The organism is Zeimonas arvi (genome assembly GCF_008039575.1).
In the GTDB taxonomy this organism is placed as follows: Bacteria; Pseudomonadota; Gammaproteobacteria; order Burkholderiales; family Burkholderiaceae_E; genus Zeimonas; species Zeimonas arvi.
On record NZ_VDUY01000002.1, the window covers coordinates 288,995 to 310,074 of the forward strand.

Genomic DNA, 21,080 nt, shown 5'->3' on the forward strand with positions numbered 1-21,080 from the left:
TCACCTCCTTCTGCGCGCGCCACCTCGCCTGGTGGCCGTGTCGCTCGCCACGCCGCGGGGCGAGGTCGCGCTCGCCTCGAGCGCTGACAGCATGCGGCCGATCGCGTCGAGCGCAGGCTCGTGCCGCACCCTCTCCTCGTCGCCGCCGATCAGGCGTGCGAACTCCATGCCGAGCCAGAACTCCGAGATGAGCGTGGCGATCGCCTCGGCATCGAATCCTTCCGGCAGCCGCGGCGCATGCATTCGCAGCGCCTCGCGCACCGCCTCGAGCACCACGCCCTTCCAGGCCCGGATACGCGGAAGGAACTGCTCGCGCAGTTCGACGTTCGACAGGCTGGCCGAATAGAGCTCGGCCTGCACTCGCACGAAGCCGGAGGCGAGGTCGTCCTCGTAGAAAGCCCGGGCTTGCGCCCATTTCTGCGCGAATCCGCCGGGCGAGGCGTACATCCGGCGCTGCCGCTCCAGGAGCCGGCGATTGGCCTCGTCGAGCACCGCGATGACGAGCCGGTCCTTGGTGCCGAAGTGGTAGTTGATCAGCGCGTGGTTGACGCCCGCGTCCTTCGCGATCTCGCGCACGCTCAGCGCCGCGTAACCCTGGGTGGCCAGCGTACGGAACGCTGCTTGCAGGATCCGCGTCTTGGTGTCGACGGCAGGCATCGGTTTCGGCTTCGGGTCCGATCCGGACATCTTCGTGCCACTCCGGTGAGGATGGTGAACGATCGGAATTGACCAATTGGTTTATACAGTCGTTCAATTCCTGCAATCGAGGATGACCCTGACAGGAGTAGTGGCGAACGCAGGCCTCCCAATGCGGCGCCGAGGAAACGGCACGACCGAAGCGCGGCGCCGGCACCAGGCGCGCGCTTCCCGGCAGAATCGATGGTCGCGTCGTCGTGGCGCAAGAAGAGGATCTCGAATGACAGTGCAGAAGACAGCCATCGTCACCGCCGCCGGCAGCGGCATGGGCGCGGCGGCCGCCAGGCGGCTGGCCGCCGACGGCTTCCGGGTCGCCATCCTCTCGTCCTCCGGCAAGGGCGAGGCGCTCGCGGCCGAGCTCGGCGGCATCGGCCTGACCGGATCGAACCAGTCGAACGAGGACCTCGGCAGGCTGGTCGACCTGGTCGTGTCCCGCTGGGGGCGCATCGACGTGCTCGTCAACAGCGCCGGCCACGGTCCGCGCGGGCCGATCCTGCAGATCACCGACGAGGACTGGCACCGGGGCATGGACACCTACCTGCTGAACGTGATCCGCCCGACCCGGCTGGTGGTTCCGCACATGCGCGGTCAGGGCTCGGGCGTGATCGTCAACATCTCGACTGCGTGGGCCTTCGAGCCCAGCGAGATGTTCCCGACCTCGGCGGTATTCCGCGCCGGGCTGGCCGCCTTCGCCAAGATCTTCGCGGACACCCATGCGAAGGACAACATCCGGATGAACAACGTGCTGCCCGGCTGGATCGACAGCCTGCCGGCCACCGAGGAGCGCCGCAGCAGCGTGCCGATGCAGCGCTACGGCCGGAGCGAGGAGATCGCGGCCACCGTCGCCTTCCTGGCCTCGGACGGGGCGGGCTACATCACCGGGCAGAACATCCGGGTCGATGGCGGATTGACCCGGTCGGTATGATGCGGCGCTGCCAGCCCCTCGCTACCCTCCTCCCGATGAACGCTCCCAGCACTTCGCAGAAGACCTTCCTCGGCACGCCCAGGATCCCGGCCCGATACGCCGGCATCGTGATGCCCTTCCTGCTCTCGCTGCTGATGACCCTGGTGGTCTCGCTGATCAGCACGCTGCGCGCGTTGGGGCCTGTCGAAGGCTTCCTCGGCACCTGGCTCGGCGCCTGGGCACTGTCGTGGGTGGTGGCGTTCCCGACCCTGCTCGTGGTGCTGCCGATCGTGCGGCGCCTGACCGCGGCGCTGGTGGAACCGGGCTGACGCCGCAAAGTCCATGAACCCGAGCGAGCCTGCGATGCGCCTGCGCGTATTCCGCGTGCTGCTGGCCGCTGTCGCGATCGGTTTCGGGCTGCTGACCCTCGTCGCCGGGGCTCGCGTGCTCGCCGGCGCCGACCCAGGCTACGTGGTCTTCAGGCCACTGCTGCTCTTCAACACGGCGATGGGCGCCGCGTATGTGGCGGCGGGCGTCGCGATGCTGCGTAGCGCCACGTGGGGCAAGCGCGCGGCCGGCGCGATCCTCGCGCTGAACCTGCTTGCGCTCGCGACGATCCTCGCCCTCTACGCATCGGGAAGCGGTGCGGTGGCCAGCGCGAGCCTGGGCGCGATGACGCTGCGGACAGCGATTTGGCTCGCGCTCTTCGTCGGGCTGAACCGAATCATACGGCCGACATTCAACCCTTGATCTGCGGGGGTAGAGTGCGCCATGGACATCCTCGCGCACACCCTGTGGACCGGTGCCGGCGTGACCTGGCTTGCCCGGCGCCGCCCGCTCGCGCGCCGGACCGTGGCCGCCACGATCGCCGCGGCGGGCCTGCCGGACACCTTCCAGATGCTGCCGCTGCTGGCCTGGTGGTGGTTCGGCGGCGGCAGCTTCGAGGCGGTGCGGGCCTACGCCTTGGCGGTGCCGAGCCAGGAACCCATGACGCCGGCACTCGTCGGCCTGTGGTCGCACCACCTCCACTGCACCGCGCACAGCGCCGTGGTCGCCGGCGGCATCACGCTGATGCTGTGGGCCTGGCAGCGCAGCTTCTGGCTGCCGCTGCTGGGCTGGTGGTCGCACATCCTGATCGACGTGTTCACGCATTCGGCGGACTACTACGCCTCGCCGGTGCTGTATCCCTTCACCCAGCGCGGCTTCGACGGCGTCCCGTGGAACGCACCCTGGTTCATGGTGCTGAACTACCTGGCGCTGCTGGCCGTGTTCGCGGCATTGTGGAAGACGAGCCAACGGCGTCGAGCCGAGGCGGCCGGTAACTCACTGCCCGTTCGGCTGCAGCGCGATCACCGCCATGCCGGCCAGCGCGATGCCCGCGCCGACGACGTCCCACCGCGTGAGGGGGATGCCGTCGACGAGCCATAGCCAGACCGTTTTCGCGCAGTCGATCGCCGCAGCCGCAGATCCTCGACGCAGCGTGGGAGAATCAAAAAATGAACAAGCCCATCCCGACCTGGGAGCCGCTTTCACCCGAGGTGCTCGCCGACCAGCTCGGCACCTACGACCGCATGCGCGCCGCCTGCGCGCTGGCCGAGTCGCCCCGTGGCGTCACGCTCTTCCGGCATGCCGACGTCGTCGCCGCGGCATCCGACCCGAAGACCTTCTCGTCGGCCACGTCGGCGAGGCGCGCCGTTCCCAATGCGATCGACCCGCCCGAGCATGCCGCGTGGCGCGGGCTCATCGACCCCTTCTTCGCGCCCGCGCACATGGCTGCGCTCGAGCCGCGCGTGTCCGCGATCGCGCAGGCCCTCGTGGCCGCGCTGCCGCGCGGGGCCGTCGTCGATGCGGTGAGCGAGATCGGCGCGCCGTTCGCGGTGCGCGCGCAGACGGAGTGGCTGGGCTGGCAAGGCATCGAGGACGAACTGCTCTCGTGGATGGCCGACAACCATGCCGCCACGCGAAGCGGCGATCGCGCGAGGACCGCCGCGGTCGCAGCCGCCTTCGACGAGATCATCCGCGCACAACTGCGCCGACGCCGCGAATCGGGCGCGACGCCACCCACTGATCCGACGACCGCGCTGCTCGCCACCACCTTCGACGGGCACCCGCTGGACGAGGCCGACATCGTCTCGATCCTGCGCAACTGGACCGCAGGCGACCTCGGGTCGCTGGCGGCGGCGCTGGGCGTCGTCGTCCGGTTCCTCGCGACGCATCCGGACGTGCAGCAGCATCTGCGGGCGCATCCCGAGGGGCTCGCGGCGGCGATCGACGAGATGCTGCGCATCGACGACCCCTTCCTCGTCAACCGGCGCGTCACGACGGCGGACGTGCGCATCGGGGACCACGAGCTCGCCGCCGGGACGCGCGTGTACCTGAACTGGACCTCGGCCAACCGCGACGAGGCCGTCTTCGGGGATCCGGAGGCCTACCAGCCCGAGCGCAACGCACCGGACAACCTCGTCTACGGTGTCGGCATTCACGCCTGCCCGGGGCGACCGCTGGCGACGATGGAGCTCGTCGTCGCGGTTCGCGCCTTGCTGCAAGCGACGCCGAGCATCGAGCCGGCGCCCGGCGTCGAGCCGGTGCGTGAAACCTACCCCCTGGGCGGTTGGCGCCGAGTGCCGGTGCGGCTTCGCTGAACGTCAAGTCAGGCGACACAAGTTCATGCGCCACCTGCCCAACCTCATCACCCTGCTGCGCCTGGCCCTGGTGCCGGTGATCGCGGCGCTCCTGTACCAGGACAAGCACGACGAGGCCTTCGGCTGCTTCGTGGTGTCCGCGCTCTCCGACTTCGCAGATGGGCGGATCGCCCGTCGCTGGAACCTGGAGAGCCGGTTCGGCGCCGTGGCCGACCCGCTGGCGGACAAGCTGACGATGGTCACGGTGACCGTGCTGCTTGCGATGCAGCAGGCGATTCCCTGGTGGTTCGCGTCCGTCCTGGTGGCGCGCGACCTGGTGATCGTCGCCGGAGCGCTGGCCTACCGGCTGGTGGCGGGCGGCCTGGAAATGACCCCGACGCGGATCTCCAAGCTCAACACGGTGCTGCAGTTCCTGCTGCTGCTCGCCGTGCTCGCCGTGCTGGCCGGGCATCTCCAGGACGGCCTGTGGGTCGACCTGCTGATGTGGACGACGCTGGCGACGATGGCGATCTCCGGCGCGCACTACGTGCTCGCGTGGGGCCGCAAGGCCGCCAGGGCGCGCTGCAGGGCGGCCTGACCCGGGCAACGCGCCGCGCCGGCCTCGTTGGCCCGGGTGGCCAGGAAATCCCCGCGGCGATCTAGAATCCCGTTGATCAGGTGCAAGAGCCCCTCACTCGATGGCGCGTTCCTTGTCCCCACACACCGACTCGTCGAGCGGCGCGCAAGCGGTCTCCGCCCAGGCCTTCCGCTTTGCGCAACTGCCCTCCGGGGCGCGCATCGCCTGGACCCGCAGCGGTGCACCCGGCGCGCCGACGCTGGTTCGGGTGGCGCACTGGCTCACGAACGTCGAGTACGACCTGCGATCCCCGATCTGGCGCCCCTGGGTCGAGCGGCTGAGCCGCTCGTTCGGCCTGGTGCGCTACGACGAGCGCGGCTGCGGCCTGTCGGGCGACGACCCGCGGCCGCGGGGGCTGGAACCCTGGGTGGAGGAACTCGAAGCCGTGGTCGAGGCCGCGGTCGATGCCACCCGCGAGCCGAGGGTGGCGCTGCTGGGCGTGAGCGGCGCGGCAGCCATCGCGATCGCCTATGCGGTGCGGCATCCCGAGCGGGTTTCGCGGCTCGTCATCCTCGGAGGTTTCCTCCACGGCGCCTTGCATCGGTGCCGCACGCCCGAGGACCGCGGCTTCCTCGAAGCGCAGTGGCGGCTCGTGGAATTCGGTTGGGGTCGGAACGACCCCGCGGTGCGGGAGTTTTTCAGCAGCCGCTTCGTGCCCGACGCGACGCCCGAGGTGCGCGCAGGCATGAACGAGCAGCAGCGCCGCAGCTGCGACGGACCGCGCGCGGCCGAGATCATGCGGGCGCGGGCCGAACTCGACGTGCGCGCGCTCGCGCCCCAGGTCACCGTGCCGACCCTGGTCCTGCACTGCGACGGCGACCGTGCCGTGCCGGTCGAACTCGGCCACGACATCGCTGCGTCGATTCCCGGCGCACGCTTCGAGTCGCTGCCCTCGGCCAATCACGTGCCGCTGGGGCACGAGCCGGCTTTCGCCCGGTTCTGTGACGCGGTGGTCGACTTCGTCACCGGCGCGGGCGGGACGCCCCGGCTCACGCCCCGCGAACGCGAGCTCGCCGGCCTGGTCGCGCAGGGCCTGGACAACGCGCAGATCGCCGTGCGCCTCGGCGTGGCGGACAAGACGGTGCGCAACGCCCTGTCGGCCCTGTACGCCAAGCTGGGCGTGGACAATCGCGCCCGAGCGGTCGCTCGGTCCCGGGACCTCGGGCTGTAGGCGCCCGCACGGCGGGACATCCGTCCCGTTTGCATGCGCGTGTGCGAGGGATAGCCTGCGGGCATGCGGTGCATCGCCCGCGATGACCGCGATCACTTTGCTCGGGAGGCCCCATGTTCCTGGACATCGATGGCAACCGGATGTTCACCCTCGCGTTCGGCAAGGGGCCCCGGACGATCCTGGCCCACGGCGGCTGGATCAGCAACGTCGAGGATTGGCTCCCGGCCCTGGCGCCCCTGAGTGCGCGCTGGCGCACCGTCACCTACGACCACCGCGGGGCGGGCCTGACGCGGGTGCCCGTCGAGCGCATCACGCCCGAAGCGCTGGTGGAGGACGTGTTCCGCGTGATGGACGCGCTGGGCATCGAGCGCTGCGTGATGGCTGGCTTTTCGCGCGGAACGGTGACGGCGATGCGGGCCGTGCTCGCCCGGCCCGACCGATTCGACGGGCTGGTGCTGATGAACGGCTGCGGGGAGGTGCGTTCACCCGAATTGCCCGTCGCGCCGCGGGTGCCGCCGTCATCGTGGCCCGGTGCCACGCACGCCGACCGGTTGCGGTGGTTCCTGGAGCGCTGCACGCCCGAGCCCGACACCGAGCACATCCGGAGATGGGGCGAGTACATCCTGGCCCGCGCCACGCCCGAGGCGGCCGATCGGTTGTTCGTCATGGAGGCCGAGCAGCCTGTCGACTGGGCCAGCAGGCTGCCGCAGCTGCGCCTCCCGACGCTCATCGTCCACGGCGAACTCGACGCGTTTTACCGCATCGAGCACATGCGCTACACCCAGTCCCTGCTCGCCGACAGCGAACTGGTGGTCATGGAAGGTTCGGGCCACCTGCCGGCCCTGACGCGCCCGTTGGAAGTCGCGGCCCACATCGAGCGCTTCTTCACGGCTCGAGGCGTGTGAAGAGCCCTACTCCCACTCGATCGTCGCCGGCGGCTTCCCGGAAACGTCGTACACCACGCGGTTGATGCCCCGGACCTCGTTGATGATCCGGTTCGACACGCGGCCGAGCAGCTCGTGCGGCAGGTGCGCCCAGTGGGCGGTCATGAAGTCCTGGGTCTGGACCGCGCGCAGCGCGACCACCCACTCGTAGGTGCGGCCGTCGCCCATCACGCCCACCGATTTCACCGGCAGGAAGACCGCGAAGGCCTGCGAGGTCAGGTCGTACCAGGAGTGGCCGTCGGGCCCTTTCGTGTTGCGCAGTTCCTCGATGAAGATCGCGTCGGCCTGGCGCAGCAGGTCGGCGTACTCGGCCTTGACCTCGCCCAGGATGCGCACCCCCAGGCCGGGGCCGGGGAACGGATGGCGGTAGACCATCTCGCGCGGCAGGCCCAGCGCCACGCCGAGCTCGCGCACCTCGTCCTTGAACAGCTCGCGCAGGGGCTCGAGCAGCTGCAGGTGCAGCGTGTCGGGCAGGCCGCCCACGTTGTGGTGCGACTTGATCGTCTTGGCCTTGCCGGTCTTGGCGCCGGCCGACTCGATCACGTCGGGATAGATCGTGCCCTGGGCCAGCCACTTGGCGCGCGGCAGCCTGCCGGCCTCTTCCTGGAACACGTGCACGAACTCGCGGCCGATGATCTTGCGCTTGGCCTCGGGGTCGGACTCGCCGGCCAGCGCGTCCATGAAGCGCCGGGTGGCGTCGACGTGGATCAGCTTCATGCCCATGTGGGCCTGGAAAGTCTCGACGACCTGCGCGCCCTCGTTCAGGCGCAGCAGCCCGGTGTCAACGAACACGCAGGTGAGCTGGTCGCCGATCGCCTTGTGGATCAGTGCGCCGGCCACGCTGGAGTCCACGCCGCCGGACAGGCCCAGGATGACCTCCTGGTCGCCGACCTGCTCGCGGATCCTGGCGACCGCCTCGTCGATGTAGTTGCCCATCACCCAGTCGGCACGGCAGCCGCAGATGTCGAGCACGAAGCGCGACAGCAGGCGCTTGCCCTGCACCGTGTGGGTGACCTCGGGGTGGAACTGCACCGCGTAGAAGCCGCGCGACTCGTCGGCCATGCCGGCCATCGGGCAGGACGGCGTGGAGGCCATCAGCCTGAAGCCCGGCGGCATCTCGACGACCTTGTCGCCGTGGCTCATCCAGACCTTGAGCATGCCGTGGCCTTCCGGCGTGCGGAAGTCCTCGATGCCCTCGAGCAGCCGGGTGTGGCCGTGCGCGCGCACCTCGGCATAGCCGAACTCGCGGTGCTGGCCGCTCTCGACGCGCCCGCCGAGCTGCTGGGCCATGGTCTGCATGCCGTAGCAGATGCCCAGCACCGGCACGCCGAGCTCGAACACCGCCTGCGGCGCCCGGTCGGTGGACTCCTCCCAGGCCGACATGTGGCTGCCGGACAGGATGACGCCCTTGGGCGCGAACTCGCGCACGAAGGCGTCGGAGACGTCGCAGGGATGGATTTCGCAGTAGACGTGCGCCTCGCGCACCCGGCGCGCGATCAGTTGCGTGACCTGCGAGCCGAAGTCGAGGATCAGGATCCGGTCGTGCATGAAAGCGTCAGTCGATCTGGTAGTTGGGCGCTTCCTGCGTGATCTGCACGTCGTGGACGTGCGACTCGCGCATGCCGGCGGCGGTGATCTCGACGAACTCGGGGCGGGTGCGCATGTCCTCGATGGTCGGGCAGCCGCAATAGCCCATGCTGGCGCGCAGGCCGCCTGCCAGCTGGTACAGGATGGCCACGACCGAGCCCTTGTAGGGCACGCGGCCCTCGATGCCCTCGGGCACCAGCTTGTCGACGTTGACCGAGGAATCCTGGAAGTAGCGGTCGGCCGCACCCTGCTGCATGGCGCCCAGCGAGCCCATGCCGCGATAGGTCTTGTACGAGCGGCCCTGGTACAACACGACCTCGCCCGGCGCCTCTTCGGTGCCGGCGAACATCGAACCCATCATCACCGCATCGGCCCCGGCCACGACCGCCTTGGCGATGTCGCCCGAGAAGCGGATGCCGCCGTCGGCGATCAGCGGCACCTCGGTGCCGGCCAGCGCGCCGGCCACGTCGGCGATGGCGGTGATCTGCGGCACGCCGACCCCGGCCACGATCCGCGTGGTGCAGATCGAGCCAGGGCCGATGCCGACCTTGACCGCGTCGACGCCGGCGCCGACCAGCGCGCGCGCGGCTTCGCCGGTGGCGATGTTGCCGGCCACCACCTGCAGGTTCGGGTACTGGCGCTTGATCGAGCGGACCCGGTCGATCACGCCCTTGCTGTGGCCGTGCGCGGTGTCCACCACCACGGCATCGACCCCGTTGCGCACCAGCAGCTCGAGCCGCTCTTCCACGTCGCCGCCCACGCCGACCGCAGCGCCCACGCGCAGCTTGCCTTCGGCGTCCTTGCAGGCGTTGGGCTTCTCGGTGGCCTTGAGGATGTCCTTGACGGTGATCAGGCCCTTCAGCTCGAAAGCCTGGTTGATCACCAGCACCCGCTCGAGCCGGTGCTGGTGCATCAGCGCCTGGGCCTCGTCGAGCGAGGCACCTTCGCGAACCGTGACCAGACGCTCGCGAGGGGTCATGATCGTGGACACCGGGGAATCCAGCCGGGTCTCGAAGCGCAGGTCTCGGTTGGTCACGATGCCGACCACCCGGCCGTTCTCGACGACCGGCAGGCCCGAGATCTTGTGCTGCTGGGTGAGCTTGATGACGTCGAGCACCTTCATCGAGGGCTCGATCGTGATGGGGTCGAGCACGATGCCCGACTCGTGCCGCTTGACCTTCAGCACCTCCGCCGCCTGCCGCTGCGGCGACAGGTTCTTGTGGACGATGCCGATGCCGCCTTCCTGGGCGATCGCGATGGCCAGGCGGGCCTCGGTAACCGTGTCCATGGCCGCCGATACCAGCGGCAGGTTCAGCGCAATGCCGCGCGTGAACCGGGTCTTCAGGGAGGTGTCGCGGGGGAGGATTTCGGAGTAAGCCGGGACGAGCAGGACGTCGTCGAAGGTCAGGGCTTTCTTCGCCAGTCGCATGGAACCCTCTGGGCGCAAAACCGCATTATACAGAGCTGGCGGCGGCGGCGGAACGCCCCCGGCACGCCGGCGGAAGGCGCGCGCCGCCGGGCCGCGAGGCAGCGCCTTTCGTCGGTGCCCGCGCTCGCCGGCGCGACCCCGCGCAGCAGAATCGGTTCATCGCCCTGGCCGTTCCGGACCGCTTCCCGATGAACCGTCGAATGCCCGCCTGTCGTCCCCACCCCACCCCGCCGCCAGCCCGGCCCTTCGGCCACGCTCGCCTGGCGGCGACCCTGCTCGGCGCGGTCCTTGCCACGATGGCCGCGCATCCCGACGCGGCGGCCGCCCCGGCATTCAAGTGGCGTGACGCGAGCGGGCGAATCGTCTACTCCGACCTGCCGCCCCCGCCGGGCGCGCGGGTCACCTTGCTCGCCGCGCCGGCCGGGAGCGCGACCGGGGTGCCCTCCACCACCCTGGCCGCGCCGCAGGAACCCCGGCCGGCGAGCTGGGTCGAACGCGAGAAGGCCTCGCGCCAGAAGGCCACCGAACGCGCCGAGGCCGAGCGGGAGCAGGCCGAGCTGGCCCGTCAGGCCGGGGAGCGCACCCGGGTCTGCGAAGAGGCCCGTGCGGGCCTGCGCACGCTGGAGAGCGGCGTGCGGCTCACCACGATCGACGAGCGCGGCGAGCGGGCCGTGGTGGACGACGCCGAGCGAGCCCGCCGGACCGAGGCCATGCAGCGCGCGGTCGCCGACCACTGCGGCAAGGCCAGCTAGGCCTTTGTCGCCTGGGTCCGCCGCCTGACCTCGGCGCGGCGTCGCCGCGCCACCTTCGGATCCACCTGCAGACCCTCGAGCAGCTCGACCCGGTCGCCCTGGAAGAGCGGCGCCGTCGGCGGCTTGAGCTCGCCGAACACGGCCGCGACCAGACGGCCCGCGATCAGCCCCTCGCGCAGCGCCGGCAGGTCGATGGCCGCCAGCGCGTCGCCGAGCGTGGCGCCTGCAGGCAGCGCGAGCGGGCGCAGGACCACCCGCCCCCCGGCGTCGACCCAGGCGAGCTCGACATGCAGATTGGGCTCATCCGAGCGCATGCAGGTGCTCGGCGCGCCGCACGAAGGCGTCGACGAACGAACGCGCGATGTGGTCGAAAACAGGCTCGAGCACGCGGCCCAGCAGGCCCCCGGCGAAGCGGTACTCGAGCTCGAACTCGACCTTGCAGGCGTCCTCGCGCAGCGGCGAGAAGCGCCATTCGCCGTGCAGGTGGCTGAAGGGCCCGTCGCGCAGCGCCATCGTGATCCGGCGTCCGGGCTCGGGCGTGTTGTGCGTGGTGAAGCCCTGGCGAATGCCACGGAAATCGATCCGCACCGTGGCGGTCACCGTGCCGTCTTCGTGGCGCCTGACCTCGGTCCCGCCGCACCAGGGCAGGAACTTCGGATAGTCCTCGACCCGCTCCACGAGCGCGAACATCCGTTCCGCCGGATACGGAACCAGGACGGACTTTCGGACGGAGTGCGGCGGGCGTGCAGTCATCGGCAGGGTCGGATCGGCTCGGGCGCGGCGAAACGCCCGAAATCGGCGAGAATTGTAAAGATGAGCATCGCGCAGAACAAAAAGGCCCTCCACGACTACTTCATCGAGGAGCGTTTCGAAGCCGGCCTCGTCCTCGAGGGCTGGGAGGTCAAGGCCATCCGGGCCGGCCGCGCCCAGCTGAAGGAAGGCTACGTCGTGATCCGGAATGGCGAGCTGTTCCTGATCGGCGCCCACATCACCGCACTGCCGGAGGCGTCCACCCACATCAAACCGGATCCGACCCGCACCCGCAAGCTGCTGCTGCACGGCGCGCAGATCGACAAGCTGATCGGCAAGGTCGAGCGCGCCGGCTACACGCTGGTGCCGCTCGACCTGCATTACAAGGGCGGGCGCGTGAAGTGCGAGATCGGCCTGGCCAAGGGCAAGAAGCAGTACGACAAGCGCGAGACCGAGCGCGAGCGCGAGTGGCAGCGCGAGCGCCAGCGGCTGATCAAGGCGGGCACGCGGGCCTGATCCCGGGCCCGGTTCCGCCTCCGGACGGCGCATCGCCGCCCCATTCGCTCAGGAGCGGGGCAGCCAGCGGGCGTGCGAGGCGATCTTCTGCAAGCCCCGCAGGTCGCGTTCGGCGGGCGGCACGTCGGCCAGCAGCCTCACGAACAGCATCGCGGTGGCCAGCGCGTCGGCGCAGGCATTGTGGCGCTGGTCCACCGGGATCGCGAAATGCGCCAGCCAGTCGTCGAGCGCGTGCCCCTTCGCCTCGGCGTGCAGGGCCGGCGCCAGCTCGGCCACGTCGAGCCAGGCATTGCCCAGAGTGTGGCCGCTCCACGACTTCAGCGCCCGCGACAGGAAACCGCGGTCGAACGCCGCATGAAAGGCGACGACCGGCGAATCCCCGAGGTAGGCACGCAGCCGCTCGCTTGCACGGGCAGGGTCGAGCCCGCTTCGCTGCGCCGCCTCGCCGATGCCATGAACCAGGATGTTCTCGCGCTCGCTGGGCGAAGTCTGCGCGACGAACAGCTCCAGGCTGTCGGCCATCGCGATCCGCGTGCGATCGCGACCGGCACGCACCGCCACCGCACCGACCGCCAGCACCCGATCGACGGCGGGCTCCAGTCCGCTGGTCTCGACGTCGAGCACCACCCAGCGGGTCACGGATCCTCGCGCGCCGATGCCCCTGCCGTTCCCGCGGACACGGCCCAGCAACCCGGCAAGCCAGTCGCGCATCAGCCCGGATAATCCGCGGCCAGGCGCTGCTGCAGTTCGCGCGCCTGGCGGAAAGATTCCCGGAGGATCCGACGATCGATCGCCGAAAGGTCGCGCGCGTCGATCCGGTTCGGGTTGCCCTCCTTCCGTCCGGCGTCGCCGGCCAGATGCAACCTGTGCTGGACCCGCAGCCTCAGGCTCTGCAGGAACTGGAAGGCGGAGGTCCAGTCGCGCACCTCGGGCGCCGGGAGCGCGCCGGCCCGCGCAAGCTGGGCCAGGCGCTCGGCAGTGCCGGTCGCCCGGATCCCGTGCCCGAGGGCGAGCAGGCGCGCGCCGTCGACGAAGGGCGCGGTGCCGTTCAGCTTCAGGTCGATGGACGCCTCTTCGCGCGTGAAGAGGCTGCCGAGCATGCCGCCAGTCCAGGAAGCGGGTGGACCATTTCGCAAGGCGTTGTCGCTCATCTGCTTGAGGAAGCGCGGCACGCGGCGGGCATGCTCGGCCACGTGCTCGCGCAGCGTCCAGGCGAGCGAGGCGTCACCGGCGAGCGCGCGGAAATCGAAGAAGATGCTCGCGTTCAGCAGCGCGACCGGATCGCCCCGGTCGATCCAGCCGTCGAACTGCCCCCGCCACTGCTCGAGCGTCAGGCACCACCTGGGGTTGCCGGCCATGATGCCGCCCTTGCACAACGGATAGCCGCAGTAGTCCAGCCCGCGGTTGATCTCGTCGGCGAAGGCCAGTAGCGCCTCCAGCGGCGCCGCGCCCTCCCCCACGATCAGCGCGTTGTCCTGGTCGGTGGCGATCGTCTGCTCCTCCCGGCCCTCGCTGCCCAGGGAGAGCCAGCAGACCCGGTCGAGATCGATCCGGTGCGCCCCCGCGATCATGCCGATCAGGCGGACCGACAGCTGGTCGTTCAGGCGGCTGATGAGCCGGGTGATGAATTCGGCCGACACCCCCTGTGCCACCAGGCTGTGCGACCAGTGCCGGATGTCCCCCGCCACGATGGCGAGTCCCTCGACGTCGTCGGCCCGCCCGATCGCGTCGGAGATCTGGCGCAGCGTGCGCCGCTGCAGCACGAAGAGGTCGCGTTCGGTCACCACCCCGGCCAGGCGCCCCTCGCGCATCACCGGGATGTGGCGGATCGCATGCTCGGCCATCCGCAGCATCGCGTCGCCGACCGTGTCGGCGGCGTCCATCGTGTAGACCGGCGAGGACATGACCTGCCGGATCCGCGCGTCGAGCGGCACCTCGGGCAGCACCACCCGCCCGACGACGTCCTGGCGGGTGAAGATGCCGTCGACCCGCTCGCTGCCCTCCGGCGTCGTGGAGACCACGAGCATCGCGCCGACCGCCTCTCGCTCCATCCGCTCGAACACCGCGCGCAGCGGCTCGTCCGGCCCGCAGGTGACCGGCGGGCGGCGCAGCATCTCGGCGAGCGGCTCGTTCATCGAGCGCCACTGGGTGGTCTGGGCTACGTAGTTCGCCTGCAAGGCCTGGTTGGAAAGGTCGAGCAGCGCGGCGGTGCGCCGCTTGCAGAAGTCCAGGAAGACCGGGCTGGAGGCCAGCAGGTCGTCGAAGTCGTCCTTGGGCAGGCGCCAGCAGAACACGTCGCCCTGGGCCCGGTAGACCGAGCTGACCGGCCGCTCGGCCATCAGCGCGCCGACCGGCAGGGTGTCGCCGGGCGTCAGATGGACCATGGGCAGCAGCTCGCCGGCGGTCTCGCCGGGCGGCCTGCGCCAGCCTTGCACCAGGCCCTGGCGCACGATCCACATGGCGTCGGGCGTGCCCGAAGCGGGCTCGATCAGGGTCTCGCCGTCGGCGAAGTACTCGAGCTCGAGCCGCTGGGCGAGGAAGTCGAGGTCCTCGGCCGCCATCAGCGAGAACGGCGGATGGTCGAGCAGGAAGCTGCGCGCCGCGGCGAGCAGCGTCGGCGCGGTCATTGCTTCGCGTGGCGGATCACCGAGGTGGCTGCGGCCACCAGCGAGGACACGTCGGCCAGGTTGGCCGGCACGATCATCGTGTTGTTCTCCTTGGCCAGCTTGCCGAGCGCATCGACGTACTTCTCGGCCACCTGCAGGTTGACCGCCTCGATGCCGCCCGGATGGTTGATCGCCGCCGAGATCCGCTCGATCGCGCGGGCGGTGGCGTCGGCCACCGCCGAGATCGCCGAGGCCTCGCCCATCGCGCGGTTGATCTCGGCCTGCCGCTCGCCCTCGGAGCGCTGGATGCTGGCCTCGCGCTCGCCGGTGGCAATGTTGATCTGCTCCTGCTTGCGACCTTCCGAGGCGGCGATCAGCGCGCGCTTCTCGCGCTCGGCGGTGATCTGCGCCTGCATCGCGCGCAGGATCTCGGCCGGCGGCGTCAGATCCTTGATCTCGTAGCGCAGCACCTTCACGCCCCAGTTCAGCGCGGCCTCGTCGAGCGCCGAGACCACGTTGGCGTTGATCAGCTCGCGCTCCTCGAAGGTCTTGTCCAGCTCCATCCGGCCGATCACCGAGCGCAGCGTGGTCTGGGCCAGCTGGGTGATCGCCACGATGTAGTTGCTCGAGCCGTAGGAGGCGCGCATCGGGTCGGTGACCTGGAAGTAGAGCACGCCGTCCACGGTGAGCTGGGTGTTGTCCTTGGTGATGCAGACCTGGCTCGGCACGTCGAGCGGCACCTCCTTGAGCAGGTGCTTGTAGGCCACCCGGTCCACGAAGGGGATCAGGAAGTTGAGGCCCGGCGCCAGCACGCGGTCGAACTTGCCGAGCCGCTCGACGACCCAGGCGTGCTGCTGGGGCACCACCTTGAGCGCCCGGACGATGAAGACGATCGCCAGGACGAGGACGATCAGGGATACGCTGAAACCACCGCTGGGCATGCTGGACTCCGTGGTTCGGGAAGGTGGGTGATCAGGAGGCGGATGGCGCCGAGGAAGCGGCGGGGGCCGCCTGCCGGCGCACGATCAGCCGATTGCCGTCGACGCGGTCGATCACGAAGGCTCCGGCACGGGCCGCCGAGTCGGGCTCGCTCGGGTCGAGCTCCACTGCCCAGTGCGCGCCGCGATAGGGCACGCGCGTGCGGCGGCCGTCGGTCCATTCGTCCACGCGCAGGCTTTCGCCGATGTCGAGCACCATGTTCCGGTCGGCGCCCGGCCGCGCCGCCGCGGCGCGTGCGCGGCCCCGGCGCCAGAGCACGGTCCAGCCGACGATGGCGACCGCGGCGGTCGCGAGCACCTGCAGCGTGGCCGAGCCGCCGGCCCAGGCCACCACGCCGCCGGCCAGCGCACCCAGCGCGAGCACGAGCAGGTAGAAGGTCGTGGTGAGCATCTCGCCGACGCCGAGCGCCAGCGCAAGGATCCACCACCAGTGATGCACCTGCATTCGACTCTCCCTCGCGCGTCCGGTCGCGGACCTGCCCCCGGGGCTGCCGCATGCGGGGGATGCTAGCACCAACCCGCCGCGCCGAAGCAGCCTCCGGTCGGCCTGCGTCGACGCCGGGTCGGGACAAGGGTCGTCATTGCCGCCCGGAGGCGTTTCGGGCTAGGATTCGCGCCGTTGAGCCGCAGTCGGCGAGGCATCCGCCCGCCCTGCGTTCGATGGACCCATATCCGGAGACACCCTGATGAAAATGAAGCTCATCGGCTTCGCCATCGCCACCGCCTTCGCCGCGAGCGCCGGCGTCGCCTCGGCCCAGTCCGTGGTCAAGATCGGCCACGTCGGCCCGCTCACCGGCGGCATCGCCCACCTGGGCAAGGACAACGAGTTCGGCGGCCGCCTTGCGATCGAGGAATTGAACTCCAAGGGCCTGACCATCGGCGGCAAGCAGGTCAAGTTCGAGCTGATCGGCGAGGACGACGCCGCCGATCCGAAACAGGGCACCGCCGCCGCACAGAAGCTGGTCGACTCCGGCGTGGCCGGCGTCGTGGGCCACCTGAACTCGGGCACCTCGATCCCGGCCGCCCGCATCTACAGCAACGCCGGCATCCCGCAGATCTCGCCCTCGTCGACCGCTCCGTCGTACACGAAGCAGGGCTTCAAGACGACCTTCCGCGTCGTGGCCAACGACGGCCAGCTCGGCGGCACGCTGGGCCGGTACGCGGTCACCGAACTGAAGGCCAAGTCGATCGCGGTCATCGACGACCGCACCGCCTACGGCCAGGGCGTGGCCGACGAGTTCGAGAAGGCGGTGAAGGCCGCCGGCGGCAAGATCGTCGGGCGCGAGTTCACCAACGACAAGGCCACCGACTTCAGCGCCATCCTGACCAAGCTGAAGGGCGCCAAGCCCGACGTGGTCTTCTACGGCGGCATGGACGCGGTGGCCGGCCCGATGATGCGCCAGATGAAGCAGCTGGGCATCGACGCCAAGTTCATGGGCGGCGACGGCATCTGCACTGGCGAGATGGCCAAGCTGGCCGGCGACGCGATCGGCGAAGGCAAGGTGATCTGCGCCGAGGCGGGCGGTGTCACGCCCGACAAGGCCGCCGGCATCGAGGACTTCAAGAAGCGCTTCAAGGCCAAGTTCGGCATCGACGTGCAGCTGTACGCGCCCTATGTGTACGACGCGGTCAACACGATGGTCGCCGCGATGCAGAAGGCCGACTCGACCGATCCGAAGAAGTACCTGCCCGAGCTGGCCAAGATCAACTACGAGGGCATCACCGGCAAGATCGCCTTCGACCAGTTCGGCGACATGAAGGACGCGGCGCTGACGCTCTACACCTACAAGGGCGGCCAGAAGACGCAGATGATGGTCGTCAAGTGATCGCCATCGTCTGACGCGAAAACGGCCCCCTCGGGGGCCGTTTTCTTGTTCGCTGAATCGGCCCCCGCGGGGGCCGTTCTCCTTTCGATCGAAGCGGCCTCCGGAGGGAGGCCGTCTTCGTTCCCGCGGGTCAGCCCGCCTTGACGCCGGCCAGCCGCTGCCAGGTGGAGACCACGGTATCGGGATTCAGCGAGATCGAGCTGATTCCCTTGGCCATCAGCCACTCGGCAAGGTCCGGGTGATCGGACGGCCCCTGCCCGCAGATGCCGACGTATTTCCCGGCCGCGCGGCAGGCGTCGATCGCCCGCTCGAGCAGGAGCTTCACCGCCGGGTCGCGCTCGTCGAAGCTCTCGGCGACCAGCCCGGAGTCGCGGTCCAGGCCCAGCGTGAGCTGCGTGAGGTCGTTCGAGCCGATCGAGAAGCCGTCGAAGTGCTCGAGGAACTGCTCGGCCAGCAGCGCGTTGGAGGGCAGCTCGCACATCATGACGAGCTTGAGCCCGCCCTTGCCGTCGGGGCCGGCGCCCTGCCCGCGCTTCAGGCCGTGCTTCTCCAGCAGGCCGACCACCGCGGCGGCCTCCTTCGTGGTGCGCACGAAAGGCACCATCAGCTCGACGTTGGTCAGCCCCATTTCCTCGCGGACGCGGCGCATGGCCATGCACTCGAGCTCGAAGCAGTCGCGGAAGCTCTCGGCCACGTAGCGCGAAGCGCCGCGGAAACCCAGCATCGGGTTCTCTTCTTCGGGCTCGTAGCGCGAGCCGCCGATCAGCTTGCGGTACTCGTTGGACTTGAAGTCGGACAGCCGCACGATCACCGGCTGCGGCCAGAAGGCGGCGGCGATGGTGGCCACGCCCTCGGCCAGGCGCTCGACGTAGAAGGCGCGCGGCGTGGCGTGGCCGCGCGCGACGCTCTCGACCGCCTTGCGCAGGTCGGGGTCGACGTTCGGGTAGTCGAGGATCGCCTTCGGGTGGATGCCGATGTTGTTGTTGATGATGAACTCGAGCCGGGCCAGACCGACCCCGGCGTTCGGGATGCGGGCGAACTCGAAGGCGAGGCTGGGGTTGCCCACGTTCATCATCACCTTGACCGGCAGCTCGGGCATCGCGCCGGTGTCGACCTCGGTGACCTCGGTCTCGAGCAGGCCATCGTAGATGTAGCCGGTGTCGCCCTCGGCGCAGGACACGGTGACCAGCGCGTCGCTGCCCAGCCGGCCGGTGGCGTCGCCGCAGCCGACCACAGCGGGGATGCCCAGTTCGCGCGCGATGATCGCTGCGTGGCAGGTGCGCCCGCCGCGATTGGTGACGATCGCCGAGGCGCGCTTCATGACCGGCTCCCAGTTCGGGTCGGTCATGTCGGTCACCAGGACGTCGCCGGGGCGCACGCTGTCCATCTGCGACGCGTCGGACACCACCCTCACCGGGCCCGCGCCGACCTTCTGGCCGATCGCCCGGCCCGAGGCCAGCACCTCGGCCCGCGACTTGAGCTTCCAGCGCTGCTGGCGGGTGCCGCCCTGCTGCGACTTCACCGTCTCGGGCCGCGCTTGCAGGATGTAGAGCTTGCCGTCACCGCCGTCCTTGCCCCACTCGATGTCCATCGGACGGCCGTAGTGCTGCTCGATGATCACCGCGTAGCGGGCCAGTTCGATCACGTCGACGTCGGTCAGCGAATAGCGGTTGCGCGCCTCGATCGGCACGTCGACGGTGCGCACCGTGCGCCCGGCCCCGCCGTTCGCCACGAACTCCATCTTGACCAGCTTGGAGCCCATCTCGCGACGGATGATCGGGAACTTGCCGGCAGCCAGCATCGGCTTGTGGACGTAGAACTCGTCGGGGTTCACCGCGCCCTGCACGACCGTCTCGCCCAGGCCCCAGGAGCTGGTGATGAAGACCACGTCGGGAAAGCCCGACTCGGTGTCGATCGTGAACATGACCCCCGAGCTGGCCAGGTCGCTGCGCACCATGCGCTGCACGCCGGCCGACAGGGCCACGTCGGCGTGCGCGAAGCCCTTGTGCACCCGGTAGGAGATCGCACGGTCGTTGTAGAGCGACGCGAAGACGTGGCGCATGCGGTCGAGCACCGCCTCGACGCCGACCACGTTGAGGAAGGTCTCCTGCTGGCCGGCGAACGAGGCGTCGGGCAGGTCCTCGGCGGTGGCCGACGAGCGCACGGCGACCGAGATCCCGGCGCCGCCGGCCTCGTCGACCATCCGCTGGTAGTGCTCGCGGATCTCCTTTTCGAGTTGCGCGGGCAGCGGCGCCTCGACGACCCACTGGCGGATCTTCGCGCCGCATTCGGCCAGCGCCTTGACGTCCTCGACGTTCAGCGCGTCGAGCTCGGCGGCGATCCGCCCGGCCAGCCCCTGGTGCTGGAGGAACTCGCGGAAGGCGAAGGCGGTGGTGGCGAAGCCGCCGGGCACGCGGACATGCGAGGCCGCGAGCTGGCTGATCATTTCTCCCAGCGAGGCGTTCTTGCCGCCGACCGAATCGACATCGGTCATGCGCAGTTCCTCGAAGGGGACGACGTAACGTCCTTCGTGACGGTTCATGGGAAGGTCCTGACAGGTTGAGATCCGGTTGCGCGAAGCGCTCTGGATGCACCCCCTGCCAGGCAGCTTCGCCTGCGGCCCGGGGGTCGGCGCGGGCCAGGCGATGGAGGGAGCGCATCCGGAACGTTCCGGAACCGGGCATTTTACTTCGCCGGCGGCAGCGGCCCCGGGAACGCCACGGGAGGCGCTCCCGTCCCGGCCGCGCGCGTTCGGGCGCCACGCGTCAGAATGCAGGCTGCGACGAACCTTTCCGACCGGACCTGCGATGCCCGACACCGGCGATACCCGCTACGACCGCACCGTGTTCTACCTGTCCGACGGCACCGGCATCACTGCCGAGACCTTCGGCCATTCGCTGCTCAGCCAGTTCGAGGACCTGCGCCTGCGGACAGTCCGCCTGCCCTTCATCGACTCCACCGAAAAGGCCCACGAGGCGGTCGAGCGGATCGAGCGGCAGGGCCGCGTCGACCGGCACCGGCCGATCGTCTTCAGCACGCTGGTCGACTCGGCCATCAACGACGTGGTCAGGCAGGCCAACTGCCGCTTCCTCGACCTGTTCGCGACCTTCGTGGAGCCGCTCGAGGTGGAGTTCGGCGTGCGCTCCTCCCACCGGATGGGGCGCTCCCACGCGGCCGCCGACTCGGAGGCCTACCGCAACCGCATCGCGGCGATCAACTTCTCGCTGGCGCACGACGACGGCCAGCAGCACAGCGAGCTGCATCAGGCGGACGTGATCCTGGTGGGGGTCTCGCGATGCGGCAAAACGCCCACCAGCCTGTACCTGGCGATGCAGCACGGCATCAAGGCCGCCAACTACCCGCTGATTCCCGAGGACTTCGACCGCGGCCGGCTGCCCGACGAGCTGTACCGGCACAAGGCCAAGCTGTTCGGGCTCTCGATCGCGCCCGAGCGGCTGGCCGAGGTGCGTCAGGAGCGACGGCCGGGCAGCCGCTACGCGGCCCTGGACAACTGCCGCTACGAGGTCGCCGAGGCCGAGTCGATGATGCGCCGCGAGGGCATCCACTGGCTGTCGACGACCACCAAGTCGATCGAGGAGATCGCGACGACGGTGCTGCAGCAGCTCGCCGAGCGCTGAGCGCG

21 protein-coding genes and 1 pseudogene are annotated in these 21,080 nt (G+C 70.0%); 11 read left to right on the forward strand and 11 right to left on the reverse strand.

The features are described from left to right. Positions 1 to 657, reverse strand: a complete 657-nt coding sequence (locus FHP08_RS05785) for a TetR/AcrR family transcriptional regulator (protein ID WP_187272180.1) — start codon at positions 655 to 657, stop codon at positions 1 to 3. Between the two features lie 259 nt (positions 658 to 916). On the opposite strand from FHP08_RS05785, the gene FHP08_RS05790 reads away from it, so the two are divergent. Genes FHP08_RS05790 through FHP08_RS05800 form a run of 3 tightly spaced genes read left to right on the forward strand, consistent with a single transcriptional unit; the run spans position 917 to position 2,350 of the window. Beyond that, a complete protein-coding gene (locus tag FHP08_RS05790) occupies positions 917 to 1,621 on the forward strand; it encodes an SDR family oxidoreductase (protein WP_147703374.1) in 705 nt (234 codons plus the stop codon). 35 nt (positions 1,622 to 1,656) lie between these two features. Then, positions 1,657 to 1,929 carry a DUF2798 domain-containing protein gene (locus tag FHP08_RS05795; protein WP_147703375.1) on the forward strand — a complete coding sequence of 91 codons (273 nt, stop codon included), beginning with the start codon at positions 1,657 to 1,659 and terminating at the stop codon, positions 1,927 to 1,929. 13 nt (positions 1,930 to 1,942) lie between these two features. After that, the gene (locus FHP08_RS05800) at positions 1,943 to 2,350 is read left to right on the forward strand and encodes a hypothetical protein (protein ID WP_222707823.1); all 408 of its coding nucleotides are present in this window, start codon (positions 1,943 to 1,945) and stop codon (positions 2,348 to 2,350) included. A 573-nt stretch (positions 2,351 to 2,923) separates the two neighbouring features. Here the strand turns inward: FHP08_RS05800 and FHP08_RS18610 are convergent. Beyond that, positions 2,924 to 3,031 (reverse strand): annotated as a pseudogene (locus FHP08_RS18610) (YnfA family protein); the annotation flags it as partial. Between the two features lie 65 nt (positions 3,032 to 3,096). Here FHP08_RS18610 and FHP08_RS05815 point away from each other — a divergent pair. The 4 genes from FHP08_RS05815 (at position 3,097) to FHP08_RS05830 (ending at position 6,934) form a co-directional block, all read left to right on the forward strand. After that, the gene (locus tag FHP08_RS05815) at positions 3,097 to 4,242 is read left to right on the forward strand and encodes a cytochrome P450 (protein WP_147703378.1); all 1,146 of its coding nucleotides are present in this window, start codon (positions 3,097 to 3,099) and stop codon (positions 4,240 to 4,242) included. A 25-nt stretch (positions 4,243 to 4,267) separates the two neighbouring features. Further along, on the forward strand, positions 4,268 to 4,819 hold the full coding sequence (locus FHP08_RS05820; protein WP_147703379.1) for a CDP-alcohol phosphatidyltransferase family protein: 552 nt from the start codon (positions 4,268 to 4,270) through the stop codon (positions 4,817 to 4,819). 112 nt (positions 4,820 to 4,931) lie between these two features. Further along, complete coding sequence (locus tag FHP08_RS05825) at positions 4,932 to 6,029, forward strand: alpha/beta fold hydrolase (RefSeq protein ID WP_187272181.1); 1,098 nt, start codon at positions 4,932 to 4,934, stop codon at positions 6,027 to 6,029. Positions 6,030 to 6,142: 113 nt separating this feature from the next. Next, a complete protein-coding gene (locus FHP08_RS05830; protein WP_147703381.1) occupies positions 6,143 to 6,934 on the forward strand; it encodes an alpha/beta fold hydrolase in 792 nt (263 codons plus the stop codon). A gap of 6 nt (positions 6,935 to 6,940) precedes the next feature. Here the strand turns inward: FHP08_RS05830 and guaA are convergent, their stop codons facing one another. Both guaA and guaB read right to left on the reverse strand, forming a co-directional pair. Then, positions 6,941 to 8,521 carry a glutamine-hydrolyzing GMP synthase gene (gene guaA, locus FHP08_RS05835; protein WP_147703382.1) on the reverse strand — a complete coding sequence of 527 codons (1,581 nt, stop codon included), beginning with the start codon at positions 8,519 to 8,521 and terminating at the stop codon, positions 6,941 to 6,943. Positions 8,522 to 8,528: 7 nt separating this feature from the next. Next, positions 8,529 to 9,989, reverse strand: coding sequence for an IMP dehydrogenase (gene guaB / locus FHP08_RS05840; protein WP_147703383.1), 1,461 nt, complete (start codon positions 9,987 to 9,989; stop codon positions 8,529 to 8,531). A 200-nt stretch (positions 9,990 to 10,189) separates the two neighbouring features. Here guaB and FHP08_RS05845 point away from each other — a divergent pair, with 200 nt between their 5' ends. Continuing rightward, on the forward strand, positions 10,190 to 10,741 hold the full coding sequence (locus tag FHP08_RS05845; protein WP_187272182.1) for a DUF4124 domain-containing protein: 552 nt from the start codon (positions 10,190 to 10,192) through the stop codon (positions 10,739 to 10,741). Here the strand turns inward: FHP08_RS05845 and FHP08_RS05850 are convergent. Together FHP08_RS05850 and FHP08_RS05855 are read right to left on the reverse strand one after the other, a co-directional pair. Further along, a complete protein-coding gene (locus tag FHP08_RS05850; protein ID WP_147703385.1) occupies positions 10,738 to 11,055 on the reverse strand; it encodes an RnfH family protein in 318 nt (105 codons plus the stop codon). The two genes, FHP08_RS05845 and FHP08_RS05850, sit on opposite strands and share 4 nt — an antisense overlap. Further along, positions 11,042 to 11,494: a type II toxin-antitoxin system RatA family toxin gene (locus tag FHP08_RS05855; protein ID WP_147703386.1), complete on the reverse strand. Its 453-nt coding sequence runs from the start codon at positions 11,492 to 11,494 to the stop codon at positions 11,042 to 11,044. The genes FHP08_RS05850 and FHP08_RS05855 overlap by 14 nt, the downstream gene beginning before the upstream one ends. Here FHP08_RS05855 and smpB point away from each other — a divergent pair. After that, complete coding sequence (gene smpB, locus FHP08_RS05860) at positions 11,474 to 12,007, forward strand: SsrA-binding protein SmpB (protein WP_267285486.1); 534 nt, start codon at positions 11,474 to 11,476, stop codon at positions 12,005 to 12,007. The genes FHP08_RS05855 and smpB overlap by 21 nt on opposite strands. A gap of 48 nt (positions 12,008 to 12,055) precedes the next feature. Here the strand turns inward: smpB and FHP08_RS05865 are convergent, their stop codons facing one another. The 4 genes from FHP08_RS05865 to FHP08_RS05880 are packed head-to-tail and all read right to left on the reverse strand — an operon-like array spanning position 12,056 to position 16,056. Beyond that, a complete protein-coding gene (locus FHP08_RS05865; RefSeq protein ID WP_147703388.1) occupies positions 12,056 to 12,718 on the reverse strand; it encodes a 3'-5' exonuclease in 663 nt (220 codons plus the stop codon). Then, entirely contained in the window at positions 12,718 to 14,634 is a 1,917-nt protein-coding gene (locus tag FHP08_RS05870; RefSeq protein ID WP_147703389.1) for a DUF294 nucleotidyltransferase-like domain-containing protein, read from the reverse strand. The genes FHP08_RS05865 and FHP08_RS05870 overlap by 1 nt, the downstream gene beginning before the upstream one ends. Beyond that, complete coding sequence (locus FHP08_RS05875) at positions 14,631 to 15,554, reverse strand: SPFH domain-containing protein (protein WP_147703390.1); 924 nt, start codon at positions 15,552 to 15,554, stop codon at positions 14,631 to 14,633. The genes FHP08_RS05870 and FHP08_RS05875 overlap by 4 nt, the downstream gene beginning before the upstream one ends. Before the next feature lie 31 nt (positions 15,555 to 15,585). Next, complete coding sequence (locus FHP08_RS05880) at positions 15,586 to 16,056, reverse strand: NfeD family protein (RefSeq protein ID WP_147703391.1); 471 nt, start codon at positions 16,054 to 16,056, stop codon at positions 15,586 to 15,588. Positions 16,057 to 16,297: 241 nt separating this feature from the next. On the opposite strand from FHP08_RS05880, the gene FHP08_RS05885 reads away from it, so the two are divergent. After that, on the forward strand, positions 16,298 to 17,437 hold the full coding sequence (locus FHP08_RS05885; protein WP_147703392.1) for a branched-chain amino acid ABC transporter substrate-binding protein: 1,140 nt from the start codon (positions 16,298 to 16,300) through the stop codon (positions 17,435 to 17,437). Positions 17,438 to 17,567: 130 nt separating this feature from the next. Here the strand turns inward: FHP08_RS05885 and ppsA are convergent, their stop codons facing one another. Then, positions 17,568 to 19,979 (reverse strand): phosphoenolpyruvate synthase, encoded by a 2,412-nt coding sequence (gene ppsA, locus FHP08_RS05890; RefSeq protein WP_147703393.1) that lies wholly within the window; start codon positions 19,977 to 19,979, stop codon positions 17,568 to 17,570. A 265-nt stretch (positions 19,980 to 20,244) separates the two neighbouring features. Between ppsA and ppsR the strand changes: the two genes are divergently transcribed. Beyond that, positions 20,245 to 21,075: a posphoenolpyruvate synthetase regulatory kinase/phosphorylase PpsR gene (ppsR, locus tag FHP08_RS05895; RefSeq protein ID WP_147703394.1), complete on the forward strand. Its 831-nt coding sequence runs from the start codon at positions 20,245 to 20,247 to the stop codon at positions 21,073 to 21,075. The last annotated feature ends 5 nt before the right edge of the window (positions 21,076 to 21,080 follow it).